This is a genomic window from Agromyces badenianii, from assembly GCF_003070885.1.
GTDB lineage: Bacteria > Actinomycetota > Actinomycetes > Actinomycetales > Microbacteriaceae > Agromyces > Agromyces badenianii.
Window position 1 is genome coordinate 1,639,205 of the sequence record NZ_CP028913.1, and the last position, 15,076, is coordinate 1,654,280.

The 15,076-nt window shown below is 69.1% G+C and carries 13 protein-coding genes; 6 read left to right on the plus strand and 7 right to left on the minus strand.

The window, feature by feature from the left end; all coding sequences use genetic code 11:
- The first annotated feature begins 105 nt into the window (after window positions 1-105).
- The 3 genes from valS to DCE93_RS07830 are packed head-to-tail and all read left to right on the plus strand — an operon-like array spanning window position 106 to window position 3,367.
- Window positions 106-2,688, plus strand: coding sequence for a valine--tRNA ligase (valS, locus tag DCE93_RS07820; protein WP_108595394.1), 2,583 nt, complete (start codon window positions 106-108; stop codon window positions 2,686-2,688).
- Window positions 2,689-2,696: 8 nt separating this feature from the next.
- On the plus strand, window positions 2,697-3,143 hold the full coding sequence (locus DCE93_RS07825; protein WP_108595395.1) for a GNAT family N-acetyltransferase: 447 nt from the start codon (window positions 2,697-2,699) through the stop codon (window positions 3,141-3,143).
- Complete coding sequence (locus DCE93_RS07830; protein ID WP_108595396.1) at window positions 3,143-3,367, plus strand: hypothetical protein; 225 nt, start codon at window positions 3,143-3,145, stop codon at window positions 3,365-3,367. Before DCE93_RS07825 ends, DCE93_RS07830 begins: the two co-directional genes overlap by 1 nt.
- A gap of 71 nt (window positions 3,368-3,438) precedes the next feature.
- On the opposite strand, the gene DCE93_RS07835 is transcribed toward DCE93_RS07830, so the two are convergent.
- The gene (locus DCE93_RS07835) at window positions 3,439-4,263 is read right to left on the minus strand and encodes a methyltransferase domain-containing protein (protein ID WP_108595397.1); all 825 of its coding nucleotides are present in this window, start codon (window positions 4,261-4,263) and stop codon (window positions 3,439-3,441) included.
- Window positions 4,264-4,315: 52 nt separating this feature from the next.
- Here DCE93_RS07835 and DCE93_RS07840 point away from each other — a divergent pair, with 52 nt between their 5' ends.
- A complete protein-coding gene (locus tag DCE93_RS07840) occupies window positions 4,316-6,361 on the plus strand; it encodes a M3 family metallopeptidase (RefSeq protein WP_108595398.1) in 2,046 nt (681 codons plus the stop codon).
- Between the two features lie 60 nt (window positions 6,362-6,421).
- Here DCE93_RS07840 and DCE93_RS07845 read toward each other — a convergent pair whose 3' ends face one another.
- Genes DCE93_RS07845 through sufB form a run of 5 tightly spaced genes read right to left on the minus strand, consistent with a single transcriptional unit; the run spans window position 6,422 to window position 10,537 of the window.
- Entirely contained in the window at window positions 6,422-6,751 is a 330-nt protein-coding gene (locus tag DCE93_RS07845) for a metal-sulfur cluster assembly factor (RefSeq protein WP_056650581.1), read from the minus strand.
- A 20-nt stretch (window positions 6,752-6,771) separates the two neighbouring features.
- Window positions 6,772-7,554 (minus strand): Fe-S cluster assembly ATPase SufC, encoded by a 783-nt coding sequence (gene sufC / locus DCE93_RS07850; RefSeq protein WP_108595399.1) that lies wholly within the window; start codon window positions 7,552-7,554, stop codon window positions 6,772-6,774.
- 52 nt (window positions 7,555-7,606) lie between these two features.
- Window positions 7,607-7,933: a non-heme iron oxygenase ferredoxin subunit gene (locus DCE93_RS07855; RefSeq protein WP_108595400.1), complete on the minus strand. Its 327-nt coding sequence runs from the start codon at window positions 7,931-7,933 to the stop codon at window positions 7,607-7,609.
- Between the two features lies 1 nt (window position 7,934).
- A complete protein-coding gene (sufD, locus tag DCE93_RS07860) occupies window positions 7,935-9,104 on the minus strand; it encodes a Fe-S cluster assembly protein SufD (RefSeq protein WP_244284123.1) in 1,170 nt (389 codons plus the stop codon).
- 14 nt (window positions 9,105-9,118) lie between these two features.
- Window positions 9,119-10,537 carry a Fe-S cluster assembly protein SufB gene (gene sufB / locus DCE93_RS07865; protein WP_108595401.1) on the minus strand — a complete coding sequence of 473 codons (1,419 nt, stop codon included), beginning with the start codon at window positions 10,535-10,537 and terminating at the stop codon, window positions 9,119-9,121.
- Between the two features lie 252 nt (window positions 10,538-10,789).
- On the opposite strand from sufB, the gene DCE93_RS07870 reads away from it, so the two are divergent.
- The gene (locus DCE93_RS07870; RefSeq protein WP_276329498.1) at window positions 10,790-11,698 is read left to right on the plus strand and encodes a COX15/CtaA family protein; all 909 of its coding nucleotides are present in this window, start codon (window positions 10,790-10,792) and stop codon (window positions 11,696-11,698) included.
- Between the two features lie 14 nt (window positions 11,699-11,712).
- Here DCE93_RS07870 and DCE93_RS07875 read toward each other — a convergent pair whose 3' ends face one another.
- Entirely contained in the window at window positions 11,713-12,633 is a 921-nt protein-coding gene (locus tag DCE93_RS07875) for a heme o synthase (protein WP_108595402.1), read from the minus strand.
- Window positions 12,634-12,959: 326 nt separating this feature from the next.
- Between DCE93_RS07875 and tkt the strand changes: the two genes are divergently transcribed.
- Entirely contained in the window at window positions 12,960-15,053 is a 2,094-nt protein-coding gene (gene tkt / locus DCE93_RS07880; RefSeq protein ID WP_108595403.1) for a transketolase, read from the plus strand.
- The last annotated feature ends 23 nt before the right edge of the window (window positions 15,054-15,076 follow it).

The following is a 15,076-nucleotide window of genomic DNA, read 5'->3' on the forward strand; positions in this document are numbered from 1 at the left end:
CGGGCGGGCGCCCCGGCTGCCCTGCGGCTCTCGGGTAGGCTGGACTGTCGCACATTCAGGCACCTCACGACCGACTCGGTGCCGCCGATATCGAACCGGAGCATCATGACCGACACCGCGCGCATTCCCGACAAGCCCGCCCTCGAAGGCCTCGAATCGGTCTGGGGAGGCGCTTGGGAGCGCGAGGGCACCTACCGGTTCGACCGCGCATCGGCGACCCGCGAGTGCATCTACTCGATCGACACCCCGCCGCCGACCGCCTCGGGTTCGCTCCACATCGGCCACGTGTTCTCGTACACGCACACCGACGTCGTGGCGCGCTTCCAGCGCATGCGCGGCAAGAGCGTCTTCTATCCCATGGGCTGGGACGACAACGGCCTGCCGACCGAGCGCCGCGTGCAGAACTACTACGGCGTGCGCTGCGACCCGACGCTCGCCTACGTCGAGGGCTTCGTGCCGCCGTTCGAGGGCGGCGACGGCAAGTCGACGAAGGCGGCCGACCAGCTGCCGATCAGCCGTCGCAACTTCATCGAGCTCTGCGAACGCCTGACCATCGAAGACGAGCAGCAGTTCGAGGCGCTGTGGCGCCAGCTCGGCCTCTCCGTCGACTGGACGCAGACGTACCGCACGATCGGCGAGGAGTCGCTGTTCGCCTCGCAGCTCGCCTTCGTGCGCAACGTCGAACGAGGCGAGGCCTATCAGGCGCTCGCGCCGACACTGTGGGATGTCACGTTCCGCACGGCCGTCGCGCAGGCCGAGCTCGAAGACCGCGAGCAGCAGGGCCACTACCACCGCGTCTCCTTCCACGCGCCCGACGGCGGCGTCGTCGAGATCGAGACGAGTCGCCCCGAACTGATCCCCGCGTGCGTGGCCCTCGTCGCCCACCCCGACGACGAGCGCTACCAGCCGCTCTTCGGCACCACGGTGACGACCCCGGTCTTCGGCGTCGAGGTGCCCGTGCTCGCGCACCACCTCGCCCAGAAAGACAAGGGCACCGGCATCGCCATGATCTGCACCTTCGGTGACATCACCGACGTGGTGTGGTGGCGCGAACTCGACCTGCCCAACCGCGCGATCATCGGCTTCGACGGCCGTGTCATCGCAGACGCGCCCGAGGCGATCACCTCCGAGGCGGGGCAGGCCGCGTTCGCCGAGCTCGCCGGCAAGACGAGCTTCTCGGCGAAGCAGGCCGTCGTGCAGCTGCTCCGCGACTCCGGCGACCTGCTCGCCGACCCGAAGGCGATCACCCACCCGGTGAAGTTCTTCGAGAAGGGCGACAAGCCCCTCGAGATCGTCTCGACCCGCCAGTGGTACATCAAGAACGGCGCCCGAGACGAGGCACTGCGCGAGCGCCTGCTCGCCCACGGCCGCGAGATCGACTGGCACCCCGACTTCATGCGGGTTCGGTACGACAACTGGGTCGGCGGCCTCTCGGGCGACTGGCTCGTGTCGCGCCAGCGCTTCTTCGGCGTGCCCATCCCGGTCTGGTACCCGCTCGATGCGTCCGGCGACCCGAAATTCGACGAGCCGATCGTCGCGACCCGGGAGATGCTGCCGGTCGACCCATCGTCGGCGGCCGCACCCGGCTTCGACGAGTCGCAGCGCGGCGTGGCCGGCGGGTTCATCGGCGAGCACGACGTCATGGACACCTGGGCGACCTCCTCCCTCACCCCCCAGCTCGCGGGCGGTTGGGAGCGCGACCCCGAGCTCTTCGAACTCGTCTTCCCGTACTCCCTACGCCCGCAGGGCCAAGACATCATCCGCACCTGGCTCTTCTCGACGACCCTCCGGGCCGAGCTCGAGCACGGTGTGACACCGTGGGCGAACGCCGCGATCTCGGGCTTCATCGTCGACCCCGACCGCAAGAAGATGTCGAAGTCCAAGGGCAACGTCGTGACCCCGGCAGGCCTCCTCGACCAGCACGGCTCCGACGCGGTGCGCTACTGGGCGGCATCCTCGCGCCTCGGCACCGACGCGGCGTTCGATCCGCAGAATCCCACGCAGGTCAAGATCGGCCGCCGCCTCGCCATCAAGGTGCTGAACGCCGCGAAGTTCATCCTCGGCTTCGAGGGGCGAGCGGATGCCCCGGTGACCGTGCCCGTCGACCGCAGCATGCTCGCCGAACTCGCCGTGGTCGTCGACCGGGCGACTCGCGCACTCGAGGCCTACGACCACGCGCGTGCCCTCGAGCTGAGCGAGACCTTCTTCTGGACCTTCTGCGACGACTACCTCGAACTCGTGAAGGAGCGCGCCTACGGCGCCGCGAGCCGCGAGCAGGCCTCGGCTGTCGCCGCCCTCAAGACCGCGCTCGACGTGCTGCTGCGGCTCTTCGCGCCGGTCATCCCGTTCGCCACGGAAGAGGCGTGGCGCTGGTCGCACGACGGTTCCGTGCACCGCGCGGCGTGGCCGACGGTCGACGACCTCGCGGCCCGCGGCGAGGCCGGCGTCGAGCTCCTCGAGCTGGCCGGCCTCGCGCTGACCGGCATCCGGCGCGCGAAGACCGACGTCAAGGCATCGCAGAAGACGCCGGTCTCGAGCGCCGCGATCGCGGCGCCGGCCGCGACGATCGCCCTGCTGGAGTCGGTCGCATCAGATCTGCGTGCGGTGGGGCGCATCGCCGAGCTCGGCTTCGTCGAAGCCGAGTCGTTCGAAGTCCGCGACGTCGTCTTCGAGGCGACATCGGAATAGGGGGAACCATGAGCTACGAGATCCGATCGGCCGGTGACGACGACTTCTTCGGATGGCTGCCGCTCTTCGAGGCGTACTGCCGCTTCTACGAGACCGAGCTCGACGACGCCAAGGCGCTGATCGTCTGGAACTGGATCCGTGACGAGGCCGAGCCGCTTCAGGCCGCACTGGCGGTCGACGACGACGGCCGCCCGGTGGGGCTCGCGCACTTCCGCCCCGTGCCGCACTCGCTGACCGCGACCCGCGGCATGCACCTCGACGACCTGTACGTCGACGAGGGCGTGCGCGGTTCCGGAGTCGGGCGGGCGCTCATCGAGTACGTGCACGCACGCGCGGCCGAGATCGGCCACGGCGGCGTCAGCTGGATCACCGCCGACGACAACACCGGGGCGCAGCAGTTGTACGACCGGCTCGCGCAACGCACCAGCTGGGTGACGTACGAGATGGACGCCTGATGCGGCTCGGCACCCGCTGGGCGTTCGGCTCGGTGCCGCCGGCATCCGTTCCGGCCGAGTTGCGCGAGCGCATCGCTGCCGCCGAGGCGTCGTTCGCCGGCGAGGGCGCCGACCGCCACTGGACCCTCACCTGGCTCGAGGGCCGGCCGATCGTCGAACTCGACGACGGCACGGTCGTGCGCGACACGATCATCGACGCGCACGACGCCGACGAGGACTGGTAGGCCCGGGCGCACCGCGACCGGGCCACCGCGGCCCGTTAGGCGCGCGCGGCTCACTTGGCGCGCACGGCTCACTAGGCGCGAGCGATGATCTCGCCGTGCGGCATCAGCAACCAGCCGTCTGCGTCGGCCGCCCACGCGCGCCACGCCTCGGCGACGCGGCGCAGTTCCTCCACGTTCGAGTGACCGGATTCGATCGCGTGCGCGGCGAACTGCGACTCGGTCGCACGTTCGGCCCATGATCCGCCCCACCACTCGCGTTCGAGGTCGGTTGCGAACACCCAGGCGGTGCCGGTCGCGGCGATGTCGGTGAATCCGGCCTCGCGTGCCCATCCCTTCAGCCGGCGTCCGGCGTCGGCCTCGCCGCCGTTCCACTCGTGCACCGAGTGGTACAGCTCGAGCCAGCGCGTGAGTCCCGGCGAAGGCGGGTTCCAGATCACGCCGCCGTAATCGACGTCGCGAGCCGCGACGACCCCGCCGCGTTTCGTCACCCGGCGGAACTCGCGGAGCGCCTCGACCGGCCGGCTCAGGTGCTGCAGCACCTGGTGGGCGTGCACGACATCGAAGGTGTCGTCATCGAAGTCGAGCGCGTACGCGTCGCCCACCGCGAACTCGACGTTCGCCACGCCCTCGCTCCGGGCGAGCCCCGCAGCCCGGGCGACCACCTCGGCCGACGCGTCGATGCCGATGACCCCGCCGGGGCGCACCCGGCGGGCGAGGTCGAGGGTGATGGTGCCGGGACCGCTGCCCACGTCGAGCACTCGTGCGCCCTCGCGCAGGTGCGGAGCGAGATACGCCGCCGAGTTCTCGACGGTGCGCCACGAGTGCATCCGCAGCACGCTCTCGTGATGGCCGTGCGTGTACTCGTCTCGCGGGGCTTCGGGCCGATCCGTGCTCATGCACCGAGCCTAGGCTCCTTCAGCGCTCGGCGACACGAACTACGGTGGATGGATGAACGACCCGTCCAACCCGTTCCTCGAGCCGAGCCCGCTGCCGTACCGGCTCCCGCTCTTCGCCCTCATCCGGCCCCAGCACTACCGGGAGGCGATCGAGCTCGGCATGCAGCAGCAGCGCGTCGCGGTCGAGGCGATCGCCACGGATGCCGCGCCGGCGACGTTCGCGAACACGATCGTCGCGCTCGAACGCTCGGGTGAGCTGCTCCGGCGGGTGCTGCCCGTCTTCGCGAATGCGAGCTCGGCCGACAGCGACGCCGCGATCGATGCCCTCGAGGTCGAGTTCGCGCCGGTGCTCGCCGCCCACCGGGACGCGATCCGGCTCGACCCGCGCCTCTACGCGCGGCTCGTCGCCCTGCACGCCTCGCGGGACGGGCTCGAGCTCGATGCCGAATCGGTTCGGCTGCTCGAGCAGTACCACCGGAGGGCGACCCTCGCCGGTGCAGCACTGAACGACGCCGAACGCGCCGAGCTCACGGCGCTGAACACCCGCGTCTCCGAGCTCACGACCGACTTCCAGCAGCGCCTGCTCGCCGACAGCAACGCCCTCGCGGTGCACCTCACCGACGCCGACGAGCTCGCAGGACTCGACGAGGGGCGACGCTCGGCCGCACGCGAGGCCGCAGCCGTGCGCGGTCTCGACGGCTGGCTCATCACGCTCGTGCTGCCGACCGGGCAGCCGGCTCTCGCGGCGCTCGAGCGCGACGAGGTGCGCGATCGGCTGTTCCAGGCATCACGGTCCCGCGGATGCCGCGGCGGCGACCACGACACCCGGGCGACACTCCTCGAACTCGTGCGCCTCCGCGCGGATCGTGCACGCCTGCTCGGCTTCGACGATCATGCCGCCGCGGTCACCGTCGACGAGACCGCGGGCACTCCCGAGGCCGTCGCCGGGCTCCTCGGCCGGCTCGTGCCGGCCGCGACCGCGAACGCCAGGCGCGAGGCGCAGGCCCTCGCCGAGCAGGCGACGGCGCTCGGGCGGCGACCGGTCGAGGCATCCGACTGGGCGCTGCTCAGCGAGTCTGTGCGGCGCGAGCGCTTCGACGTGGACCTGCGGTCGATGCGCCCGTACTTCGAGTTCGACCGTGTGCTCACCCGCGGCGTCTTCCACGCCGCGACGCTGCTCTACGGGCTGCGGTTCACCGAGCGCACCGATCTCGTCGGGTACCACCCCGAGACCCGCGTCTTCGAGGTCTTCGAGGAGGACGGCTCGCCCGTCGGTCTCTACCTGCTCGACCTGTACACGCGCGACTCGAAGCGCGGCGGCGCCTGGATGAGCTCCCTCGTCGAGCAATCCGCCCTCGAGGACGCCCTGCCCGTCGTCGTGAACAACCTGAACGTGCCGCGTCCCGCCGCGGGCGAGCCGACGCTGCTCACGCTCGACGAGACCGAGACGCTCTTCCACGAGTTCGGCCATGCCCTGCACGGACTGCTCTCACGCGTCGTGCATCCGTCGCTCTCGGGCACGAACGTGTACCGCGACTTCGTCGAGCTGCCAAGCCAGGTCAACGAGCTCTGGGTGCTGCGACCCGAAGTGCTCGGTGAGTACGCGATCCATCACGAGACCGGCGAGCGGATGCCGCAGCAGCTCGTCGACCGACTCCTGGCGTCGCGCACGTTCGACGAGGGCTTCGCCACCACCGAGTACCTCGCCGCCGCAGTGCTCGACCAGGCCTGGTACGGGCTCTCCCCTGATGAGGCGGCCGCCGTCACCGACGTGGCCGAGTTCGAGCGCACGGCTCTCGCCGCCGCCGGCCTCGACGACCGGCTCGTGCCGCCGCGGTACTCGAGCACCTACTTCGCCCACGTCTTCGCTGGCGGCTACGACGCCGGATACTACTCCTACATCTGGAGCGAGGTGCCGGGCGCCGACATCATGGCGTGGTTCGAGGCGAACGGCGGCGCCACGCGCGCGAACGGCGCGCGATTCCGCGAGGAGATCCTCGCTCCCGGAGGCTCGCGCGACCCGCGCGAGTCGATCCGCCTGCTGCTCGGGCGCGAGCCCGAGATCGCCGCGCTCCTCGAGCGGCGCGGTCTCTCCTGAGACGACGGATGCCCCGTGCAGCATGCTGCACGGGGCATCCGTCGATGTCGAGGGGACTGCTCAGATCGCGAAGCCGAGCGCCCGCATCATGTCGCGGCCGTCGTCGGTGATGCGCTCGGGACCCCACGGCGGCATCCACACCCAGTTGATGCGGAACGCGTCGACCGTGCCGTCGAGCGCCTCTGCGGTCTGCTCCTCGATGACGTCGGTGAGGGGGCACCCGGCGCTCGTGAGCGTCATGTGGATGACCAGTGCGTCGTTCTCGTCGTCCCAGCCGAGGTCGTAGATGAGGCCGAGGTCGACGATGTTGACCCCGAGCTCGGGGTCCATGACGTCTTTGAGCGCTTCGGTGACCTGGTCGAAGCGCTCGGGCGCGAGGGAGGTGACCATGATGCGATTCTACCCTCGGCCTATTCGGCCGGCACCGCTTCGGCCGCGGACTCTGCGACCTGGTACCGGTCGTAGCCCTCTTCTTCGAGACGGTCGGCGAGCTCGGCACCGCCCTGCTCGGCGATCTTGCCCGCGACGAAGACGTGCACGAAGTCGGGCTCGATGTAGCGCAGGATGCGCGTGTAGTGCGTGATGAGGAGGATTCCGAGCCCGGTCTTGGCGTGGGCTCGGTTGACCCCCTCGGAGACGATCTTCAGCGCGTCGACGTCGAGACCCGAGTCGGTCTCGTCGAGCACGGCGAACTTCGGCTTCAGCAGCTCGAGCTGCAGGATCTCGTTGCGCTTCTTCTCGCCGCCCGAGAAGCCCTCGTTGACGTTGCGCTCGGCGAATGCCGAGTCCATCTTGAGGTTCGACATCGACTCGCGCACGTCCTTGATCCAGCCGCGGATCGAGGGCGCCTCGCCGTCGATGGCGGTCTTCGCGGTGCGCAGGAAGTTCGTGACGGTCACGCCCGGGATCTCGACGGGGTACTGCATCGCGAGGAAGAGTCCGGCGCGAGCGCGGGCGTCGACCGACATCTCGAGCACGTTCTCGCCATCGAGGAGGATCTCGCCCTCGACGACCTGGTACTTGGGGTGGCCTGCGATCGTGTAGGCGAGGGTGGACTTGCCCGAGCCGTTGGGGCCCATGATCGCGTGGATCTCGCCCTCGTTGATGACGAGGTCGACGCCGCGGAGGATCTCGCGGGTGCCCTGGTCGGTCTCGACGTTGACGTGGAGGTTCTTGATCTCGAGAACGGACATGTGCGTAGTGGTCTCTTTCGGTTGCCGGCCGTTCCGGGCCGGAGGAGGTGTGTCAGACGGTCAGGGTGACCGCGGGGTCGATGTGGACGTCGCCGTCTTTGAGCTCGACCTGGTAGACCGGGACGGGCTCGTATGCGGGCAGCGTCAGGGGCTTGCCCGTCTTGAGTGAGAACTGCGAACCGTGCGCCCAGCATTCGAGGGTGTCGTCTTCGACGAACCCCTCGGCGAGCGAGATGTCACCGTGGGTGCAGGTGTCGCCGATGGCGTAGACCTCCCCGGCGGCGTCTTTGACGACGGCGATGGGCACGCCGTCGAGCACGAACCGGGAGGCCTCATTCACCGCGAGGTCGTCGACGGTGCAGACACGAACCGATGCCACGTCAGCGACCCTCCAGTTCGGCCTCGATCGCCGCCGTGAGGCGCGCTTCGAGGTCGGCCGAGCCGATCTTCTGCACGATGTCGGTGAGGAAGCCGCGCACGACGAGGCGACGGGCCTCGTCTTCGCGGATGCCACGGGCCATGAGGTAGAACAACTGCTCGTCGTCGAACCTGCCGGTGGCACTCGCGTGGCCGGCGCCTTCGATGTCGCCGGTCTCGATCTCGAGGTTCGGCACGGAGTCGGCACGGGTGCCGTCGGTGAGCACGAGGTTGCGGTTCTGCTCGTAGCTGTCGGTGCCGGTCGCGGCGTTGCCGATGAGCACGTCGCCGATCCAGACGCTGCGTGCGCCCGCGCCCTGCAGCGCACCCTTGTAGGTGACGCGGCTCTTGGTGTGCGGCGCGTCGTGGTGCACGTACACCTGCTGCTCGAGGTGCTGTCCGGCGTCGGCGAAGTAGAGGCCGAGGGCCTCGATGTCGGCGCCCTGCTCTGCGAGGTGGGTCGACGGGTTCACTCGCACGACCTTGCCGCCGAGCGAGACCACGATGTGCTTCAGGAAGGCGTCGCGGCCGAGGCGCGCGAAGTGGCTGGAGAGGTGCACCGCCTCGTCGTCCCACTCCTGCAACGAGACCACGGTGAGGGATGCCCCGTCGCCGACGAGGATCTCGACGTTCTCGCTGAGCCTGGCCTCGCCGGTGCCGGCGAGCACGACGAGCCCGCGGCTGTTCGGGGCGGCCTCGATCACGGTGTGCGCGGCGCGCGGCACGTTGCCGAGCCCGGTGCGGGTGACCGCGGCGACCTTCTCGTCTTCGCCGCTGACGGAGATGAGGAGTGCCTCGCCGAAGTTCGACCACGCGTTGGCGCTCGCGCGCTCTTCGGGGGTGCCCGCCGTGCCGATGCGGGCGTCGTCGCGCGGGATGTAGGAGACCGCGATGCCCGGGGCATCCGTCGTCTCGATCGTCGGTCGCGAGCCGTCGAGCTCACCGCCGGTGAGGTCGGCGAACGCGGCGACCGGGGAGAGCTTCCACTCGCGTTCGCGGCCGTTGACCGGGGCGAAGTCCTCGACGTCGACCGAACGGAACCGCTCCGACCGGGTCTGCACGGGCACGAAAGCGCCGTCGGAATGTGCGACGAGGCCGTGCTGTTCGGCCGTGGGCATGGCTGTGCTGGTCATCTGGGCGGTCACTGCTAGCCCACCGATCCTTCCATGCCCATCTCGATGAGCTTGTTGAGTTCCATCGCGTACTCCATGGGCAGTTCACGGGCGATCGGCTCGATGAAGCCGCGCACGATCATGGCCATGGCCTCGTCTTCGGGGATGCCCCGTGCCATGAGATAGAAGAGCTGCTCTTCGCTGACCTTCGAGACGGTCGCCTCGTGGCCGAGCTGCACGTCGTCGACGCGGATGTCGATGGCCGGGTAGGTGTCGGAGCGCGAGATCGTGTCGACGAGCAGCGCGTCGCATCGCACCGTGTTCGCCGAGTGGTGCGCGTTCGCGTCGATGCGCACCTCGCCGCGGTAGCCGGCGCGGCCGCCGCCGCGGGCGATCGACTTCGACACGATCGACGACTGCGTGTACGGCGCCATGTGGATCATCTTGGCGCCGGCGTCTTGGTGCTGGCCGGGGCCCGCGAACGCGACCGAGAGCGTCTCGCCCTTCGCGTGCTCGCCCATGAGGAAGATCGAGGGGTACTTCATCGTGACCTTCGAGCCGATGTTGCCGTCGATCCACTCCATGGTGGCGCCTTCGGCAGCGGTCGCGCGCTTGGTGACGAGGTTGTAGACGTTGTTCGACCAGTTCTGGATCGTCGTGTACCGAACGCGGGCGTTCTTCTTCACGATGATCTCGACGACGGCCGAGTGCAGCGAGTCGCTCTTGTAGATCGGCGCCGTGCAGCCCTCGATGTAGTGCACGTAGCTGTCTTCATCGGCGATGATCAGCGTGCGCTCGAACTGGCCCATGTTCTCGGTGTTGATGCGGAAGTAGGCCTGCAGCGGAATCTCGACGTGCACGCCCTTCGGCACGTAGACGAACGAGCCGCCCGACCAGACGGCCGTGTTGAGCGCTGCGAACTTGTTGTCGCCGGCAGGGATCACCGTGCCGAAGTACTCTTCGAAGAACTCGGGGTGCTCGCGGAGCGCCGTGTCGGTGTCCATGAAGATGACGCCCTGGCGCTCGAGCTCTTCATTGATCTGGTGGTAGACCACCTCGGACTCGTACTGGGCGGCGACGCCAGCGACGAGACGCTGGCGCTCGGCCTCGGGGATGCCGAGTCGCTCGTAGGTGTTCTTGATGTCGTCGGGCAGGTCTTCCCAAGTCTGGGCCTGCTTCTCGGTCGAACGGACGAAGTACTTGATGTTGTCGAAGTCGATCTCCGACAGGTCGGCGCCCCACGTGGGCATCGGCTTGCGCTCGAAGAGCTGGAGTGCGCGCTGGCGGCGCTGCAGCATCCACTCGGGCTCCTGCTTCAGCGCTGAGATGTCGGCCACCACCTCCGGCGAGATACCGCGTCGGGCAGAGGCCCCGGCGCTGTCGGAGTCGGACCAGCCGAACTCGTAGGTGCCGAGCCCTTCGAGTTCCGGTCGGTCGATCAGTACGTCCGTCATGCTCTCCCTCTTCTCCTCCCGTGCAACCGGCTATCAGGCCGGCTCATTCCCCTCGTGAGTCGAGGTGCTCGTTGAGTGGGTGATGATGTGCCCGGTGGCGCTAGTGCCAACCATAAGATGGTGTATGGCCCGTAGCGCGCATACTCGCGCGGTCGGCGGGCCTGCCAACCCATCAAGTCTATAGGGTCGCGGGGGCGCCGGGCAGGACTCCCAGCGCCGTCACAGCGCGATCCGGATCAGGAACGAACCCGCGTGACCCGCACTCTCCGCACCTTCGCCTGGGCCTCGTTCGTCGCCCAGGTCATGATCATCGCGACGGGTGGCGCGGTGCGTCTGACCGGCTCCGGCCTCGGATGCCCCACCTGGCCGACCTGCACGGCCGGATCCCTCGTGCCGACCGAGGAACTCAGCTACCACTCGCTCATCGAGTTCGGCAACCGCCTGATGACCGGCGTCGTCGGCATCATCGCCCTCATCGTCTTCCTCCTGGTGCTGCGCATCCGTCGCGAACGCCGCGACCTCTTCGTGCTCTCGTTCATCGTCGGCGTCGGCATCGTCGCCCAGGCCATCGTCGGCGGCATCACCGTCTGGACCGGCCTGAACCCCTTCATCGTCGGGTTCCACTACCTCTCCTCCCTCGCCCTGGTCTGCGTCACCGCGGCGTTCCTCGCTCGCATGGACTCCCCGACGGGTCCCCGCGAACGAGCGGTGCCCGCCTGGTATGCGGCCCTCACGCACGCGACCAGCGCGGTGCTGCTCATCTCGATCGTCTTCGGCGTGCTGACGACCGGATCCGGGCCGCACTCCGGTGACGCAGAGGCCGGTCGCACCGGCTTCGACTCCGAGCTCCTCGAGCACGTGCACGCCTGGCCGGGCTACGCGCTGCTCGTCATGACGCTCGTGCTCGTCATCGCGGCCGGGAGCCTGCGCCTGCCGACGCTCGGCTGGTCGATCGCGCTGCTCGTGGTCGAGCTCGTGCAGGTCGGCGTCGGCCTCTATCAGGCGCGCAACGGACTCCCCACGCTCGCTGTGGGGGTGCACATGGTGCTCGCGGCCCTGACCGCCGCCGCCATGACACTCGTCATCATGCGACTCAAGCGCCCGGTGGCCGCCACGGCCGACTCCGAGGTCGGCGCTTCCGCCGCGGCATCCGCTCGCTGAGTCGAACGCCCGCGTCAGAAGGGCAGCAGCGGATCGATGCCGATGGCGAGGAAGAGCAGCGAGAGGTATGCGATCGAGCCGTGGAACACGCGCATCGGCGACACCTTCTCGTGGCGGATCGCGAGGTTGTAGAGGCGGTGCGTCTCGTAGATGAACCAGACGCCGGTGACGAGCGCGACGGTGGAGTACACGAGGCCCATGCCCGCGACCGGGATGAGCAGCAGCGAGCTGGCCACAGTCGCCCATGCGTAGAGGATGACCTGCAGCCCGACCTGGGCACGGCCGCGCACGACCGCGAGCATCGGCACACCGGCGGCCGCATAGTCGTCTTTGTACTTCATCGAGAGCGGCCAGTAGTGCGGCGGCGTCCACAGGAAGATGATGAGGAACAGGATGAACGGCGTCCACGAGAGGCTGCCGGTCACGGCCGCCCAGCCGATGAGCACGGGCATGCAGCCGGCGACGCCGCCCCAGACGATGTTCTGTGCAGTGCGGCGCTTCAGGATCAGGCTGTAGAAGACGACGTAGAGCAGGATCGCGCCGAGCGAGAGCGCAGCGGCCAGCCAGTTGGTGAAGATCCAGAGCCACGCGATCGACGCGATGCCGAGACCGTAGGCGAACACGAGCGCCTCGCGGTCGGTGAGCTCCCCGGTGACGAGCGGACGGCCCTGCGTGCGCTTCATGACGCGGTCGATGTCGCGGTCGATGTAGCAGTTGAACGCCCCGGCCGCGCCTGCACTCATGGCGCCGCCGATGAGCGTCGCGACGAGCAGCCAGAGGTTCGGCAGACCCTGTTGGGCGAGGATCATCGTCGGCGCGGTCACGACGAGCAGCAGTTCGATCACCCGCGGCTTCGTCAGCGCGACGTAGGCGGAGAGCTTGCGCCGTACGGTCGTCGCCGGTCGGGTGTCTCGGGTCTGTACGGCTGCCTGCATCGTTCCTCTTCCGGCGCGCGGGCGTGCGTGTGCCGCCACGCCCGTTCTCGATTCTATGACATCATGTGTCTCAGCATCGGGTAAGCGCTTTCCCCAATAACCGGGCCTCGCATCCTTCCGGAGGCCCAGTGGTCCTCTCGCGCCCTTCGCGAAACGTGAGGAGTCCATATACTTGGCAGTGCGCGCCCGACGGCGCGGATTCGAATTGCCGTCCGGTGCGACGACCAACGGGTCATCCGCCGGGGAACTCGCGCCGTAGCGATTCCGCGGTGACGGGGACATCGGTTCCCCGGCACCGTCCATTGACCGGAAGGAACGTACACCTCGTGGCAACTCTGCAGTGGGAACCCATCGACGATCAGGCGGTCGACACGGCACGCGTGCTCGCGGCCGACGCCGTCGAGAAGGTCGGCAACGGGCATCCCGGCACAGCGATGAGTCTCGCACCCGCCGCCTACCTCCTCTTCCAGAAGGTCATGCGCCGCGACCCCGCAGACCACGACTGGCTCGGCCGCGACCGGTTCATCCTCTCCGCCGGACACTCCTCGCTCACGCAGTACGTGCAGCTCTACCTCGCCGGCGACGGCCTCGAGCTCTCCGACCTCGAGGCGCTGCGCACCTGGGGTTCGAAGACCCCCGGACACCCCGAGTACGGCCACACCGACGGCGTCGAGATCACGACGGGCCCGCTCGGCCAGGGCCTCGCCTCGGCCGTCGGCTTCGCCTACGCCTCACGCTTCGAGCGCGGCCTCTTCGACCCGGATGCCGCGGCGGGCACGAGCCCGTTCGACCACTTCGTCTACGTCATCGCGGGCGACGGTGACCTGCAGGAGGGCGTCACGAGCGAGGCATCCTCGCTCGCCGGTCACCAGCAGCTCGGCAACCTCGTCGTGATCTACGACTCCAACCAGATCTCCATCGAAGACGACACCAACATCGCCTTCACCGAGAACGTCGCCGAGCGCTACGAGGCCTACGGCTGGCACGTGCAGACGGTCGATTGGAAGAAGACCGGCCAGTACGTCGAGGACGTTGCCGAACTCAACGCGGCCGTCGAGGCGGCGAAGGGCGAGACCGCCAAGCCGTCCATCATCATCCTGAAGACGATCATCGGCTGGCCCTCCCCCGGCAAGCAGAACTCCGGCAAGATCCACGGCTCGGCGCTCGGCGCGGCCGAGCTCGCCGCGACGAAGGAGGTGCTCGGCTTCGACCCCGAGCAGAGCTTCGTCGTCGCAGACGAGGTTATCGCCCACACGCGTCTCGCCGTCGAGCGCGGCGCAGCAGCGCACGCCGAGTGGCAGCTCGCCTTCGACGCGTGGGCCGCGGCGAACCCCGACCGCAAGGCGCTGCTCGACCGGCTCGAGGCGGGCGAGCTGCCCGAGGGCATCGAATCGGCGCTGCCGGTCTTCGACGGCGGCACCGAGGTGTCGACGCGTGCCGCATCCGGCAAGGTCATCAACGCGCTCGCCGGTGCCCTGCCCGAGCTCTGGGGCGGTTCGGCCGACCTCGCCGAGTCCAACCTCACCACGATCAACGGGGCCGCCTCGTTCATCCCGACCGAGTGGTCGACGCACGAGTTCTCGGGCAACCCCTACGGCCGGGTGCTGCACTTCGGCATCCGCGAGCACGCCATGGGCGCCATCGTCAACGGCATCGTGCTGCACGGCAAGACCCGCGCCTTCGGCGGCACCTTCCTCATCTTCAGCGACTACATGCGCCCGGCCGTGCGTCTGGCGGCCCTCATGAAGGTGCCCTCGATCTTCGTCTGGACCCACGACTCCGTCGCACTCGGCGAAGACGGTCCGACGCACCAGCCCGTCGAGCAGCTCGCAACCCTCAGGGCGATCCCCGGACTGACGATCGTGCGCCCCGCCGACGCGAACGAGGTCGCGCACGCCTGGCTCGAGATCCTGAAGCGCACGGATGCCCCCGCGGGCATCGCACTCACCCGCCAGAACATCCCCGTGTTCGAGCGCGGCGACGCCGAGGCATCCGGCGACACGCTCGCTGCCGCGTCGAACGTGGCCAAGGGCGCGTACGTGCTCGCCGAGGCCGCATCGGGCACGCCCGACGTGATCCTCATCGCGACCGGCTCTGAGGTGCAGCTCGCCCTCGCCGCCCGCGAGACGCTCGCCGCCGAGGGCATCGGCGCGCGCGTCGTGTCGGCGCCGTCGCTCGAGTGGTTCGAGGAGCAGTCCGCCGAGTACCGGGCGCAGGTCCTCCCCGAAGCTGTGACGGCACGGGTCTCGGTCGAGGCGGGGCTCGCCCTCTCCTGGCAGCGCTACCTCGGCACGCGGGGCCGAGCCGTCTCCATCGAGCACTTCGGCGCCTCCGCCGACTACAAGACCCTGTTCCGCGAGTTCGGCATCACGGCCGAGGCCGTCGTCGCCGCCGCGAAGGAATCGCTCGCGTCGGCCTGACGCGAGCCAGAAGAGGAGACACT

Bases quoted from the DNA above. Each gene is read 5' to 3' on its own strand.
- DCE93_RS07835 (WP_108595397.1), bottom strand. From the start codon at position 4,263: ATGAGCACGGATCGGCCCGAAGCCCCGCGAGACGAGTACACGCACGGC.
- sufC (WP_108595399.1), bottom strand. From the start codon at position 7,554: ATGTCCGTTCTCGAGATCAAGAACCTCCACGTCAACGTCGAGACCGAC.
- DCE93_RS07830 (WP_108595396.1), top strand. From the start codon at position 3,143: ATGCGGCTCGGCACCCGCTGGGCGTTCGGCTCGGTGCCGCCGGCATCC.
- DCE93_RS07825 (WP_108595395.1), top strand. From the start codon at position 2,697: ATGAGCTACGAGATCCGATCGGCCGGTGACGACGACTTCTTCGGATGG.
- DCE93_RS07840 (WP_108595398.1), top strand. From the start codon at position 4,316: ATGAACGACCCGTCCAACCCGTTCCTCGAGCCGAGCCCGCTGCCGTAC.
- DCE93_RS07875 (WP_108595402.1), bottom strand. From the start codon at position 12,633: ATGCAGGCAGCCGTACAGACCCGAGACACCCGACCGGCGACGACCGTA.
- valS (WP_108595394.1), top strand. From the start codon at position 106: ATGACCGACACCGCGCGCATTCCCGACAAGCCCGCCCTCGAAGGCCTC.
- sufD (WP_244284123.1), bottom strand. From the start codon at position 9,104: ATGACCAGCACAGCCATGCCCACGGCCGAACAGCACGGCCTCGTCGCA.
- sufB (WP_108595401.1), bottom strand. From the start codon at position 10,537: ATGACGGACGTACTGATCGACCGACCGGAACTCGAAGGGCTCGGCACC.
- DCE93_RS07845 (WP_056650581.1), bottom strand. From the start codon at position 6,751: ATGGTCACCTCCCTCGCGCCCGAGCGCTTCGACCAGGTCACCGAAGCG.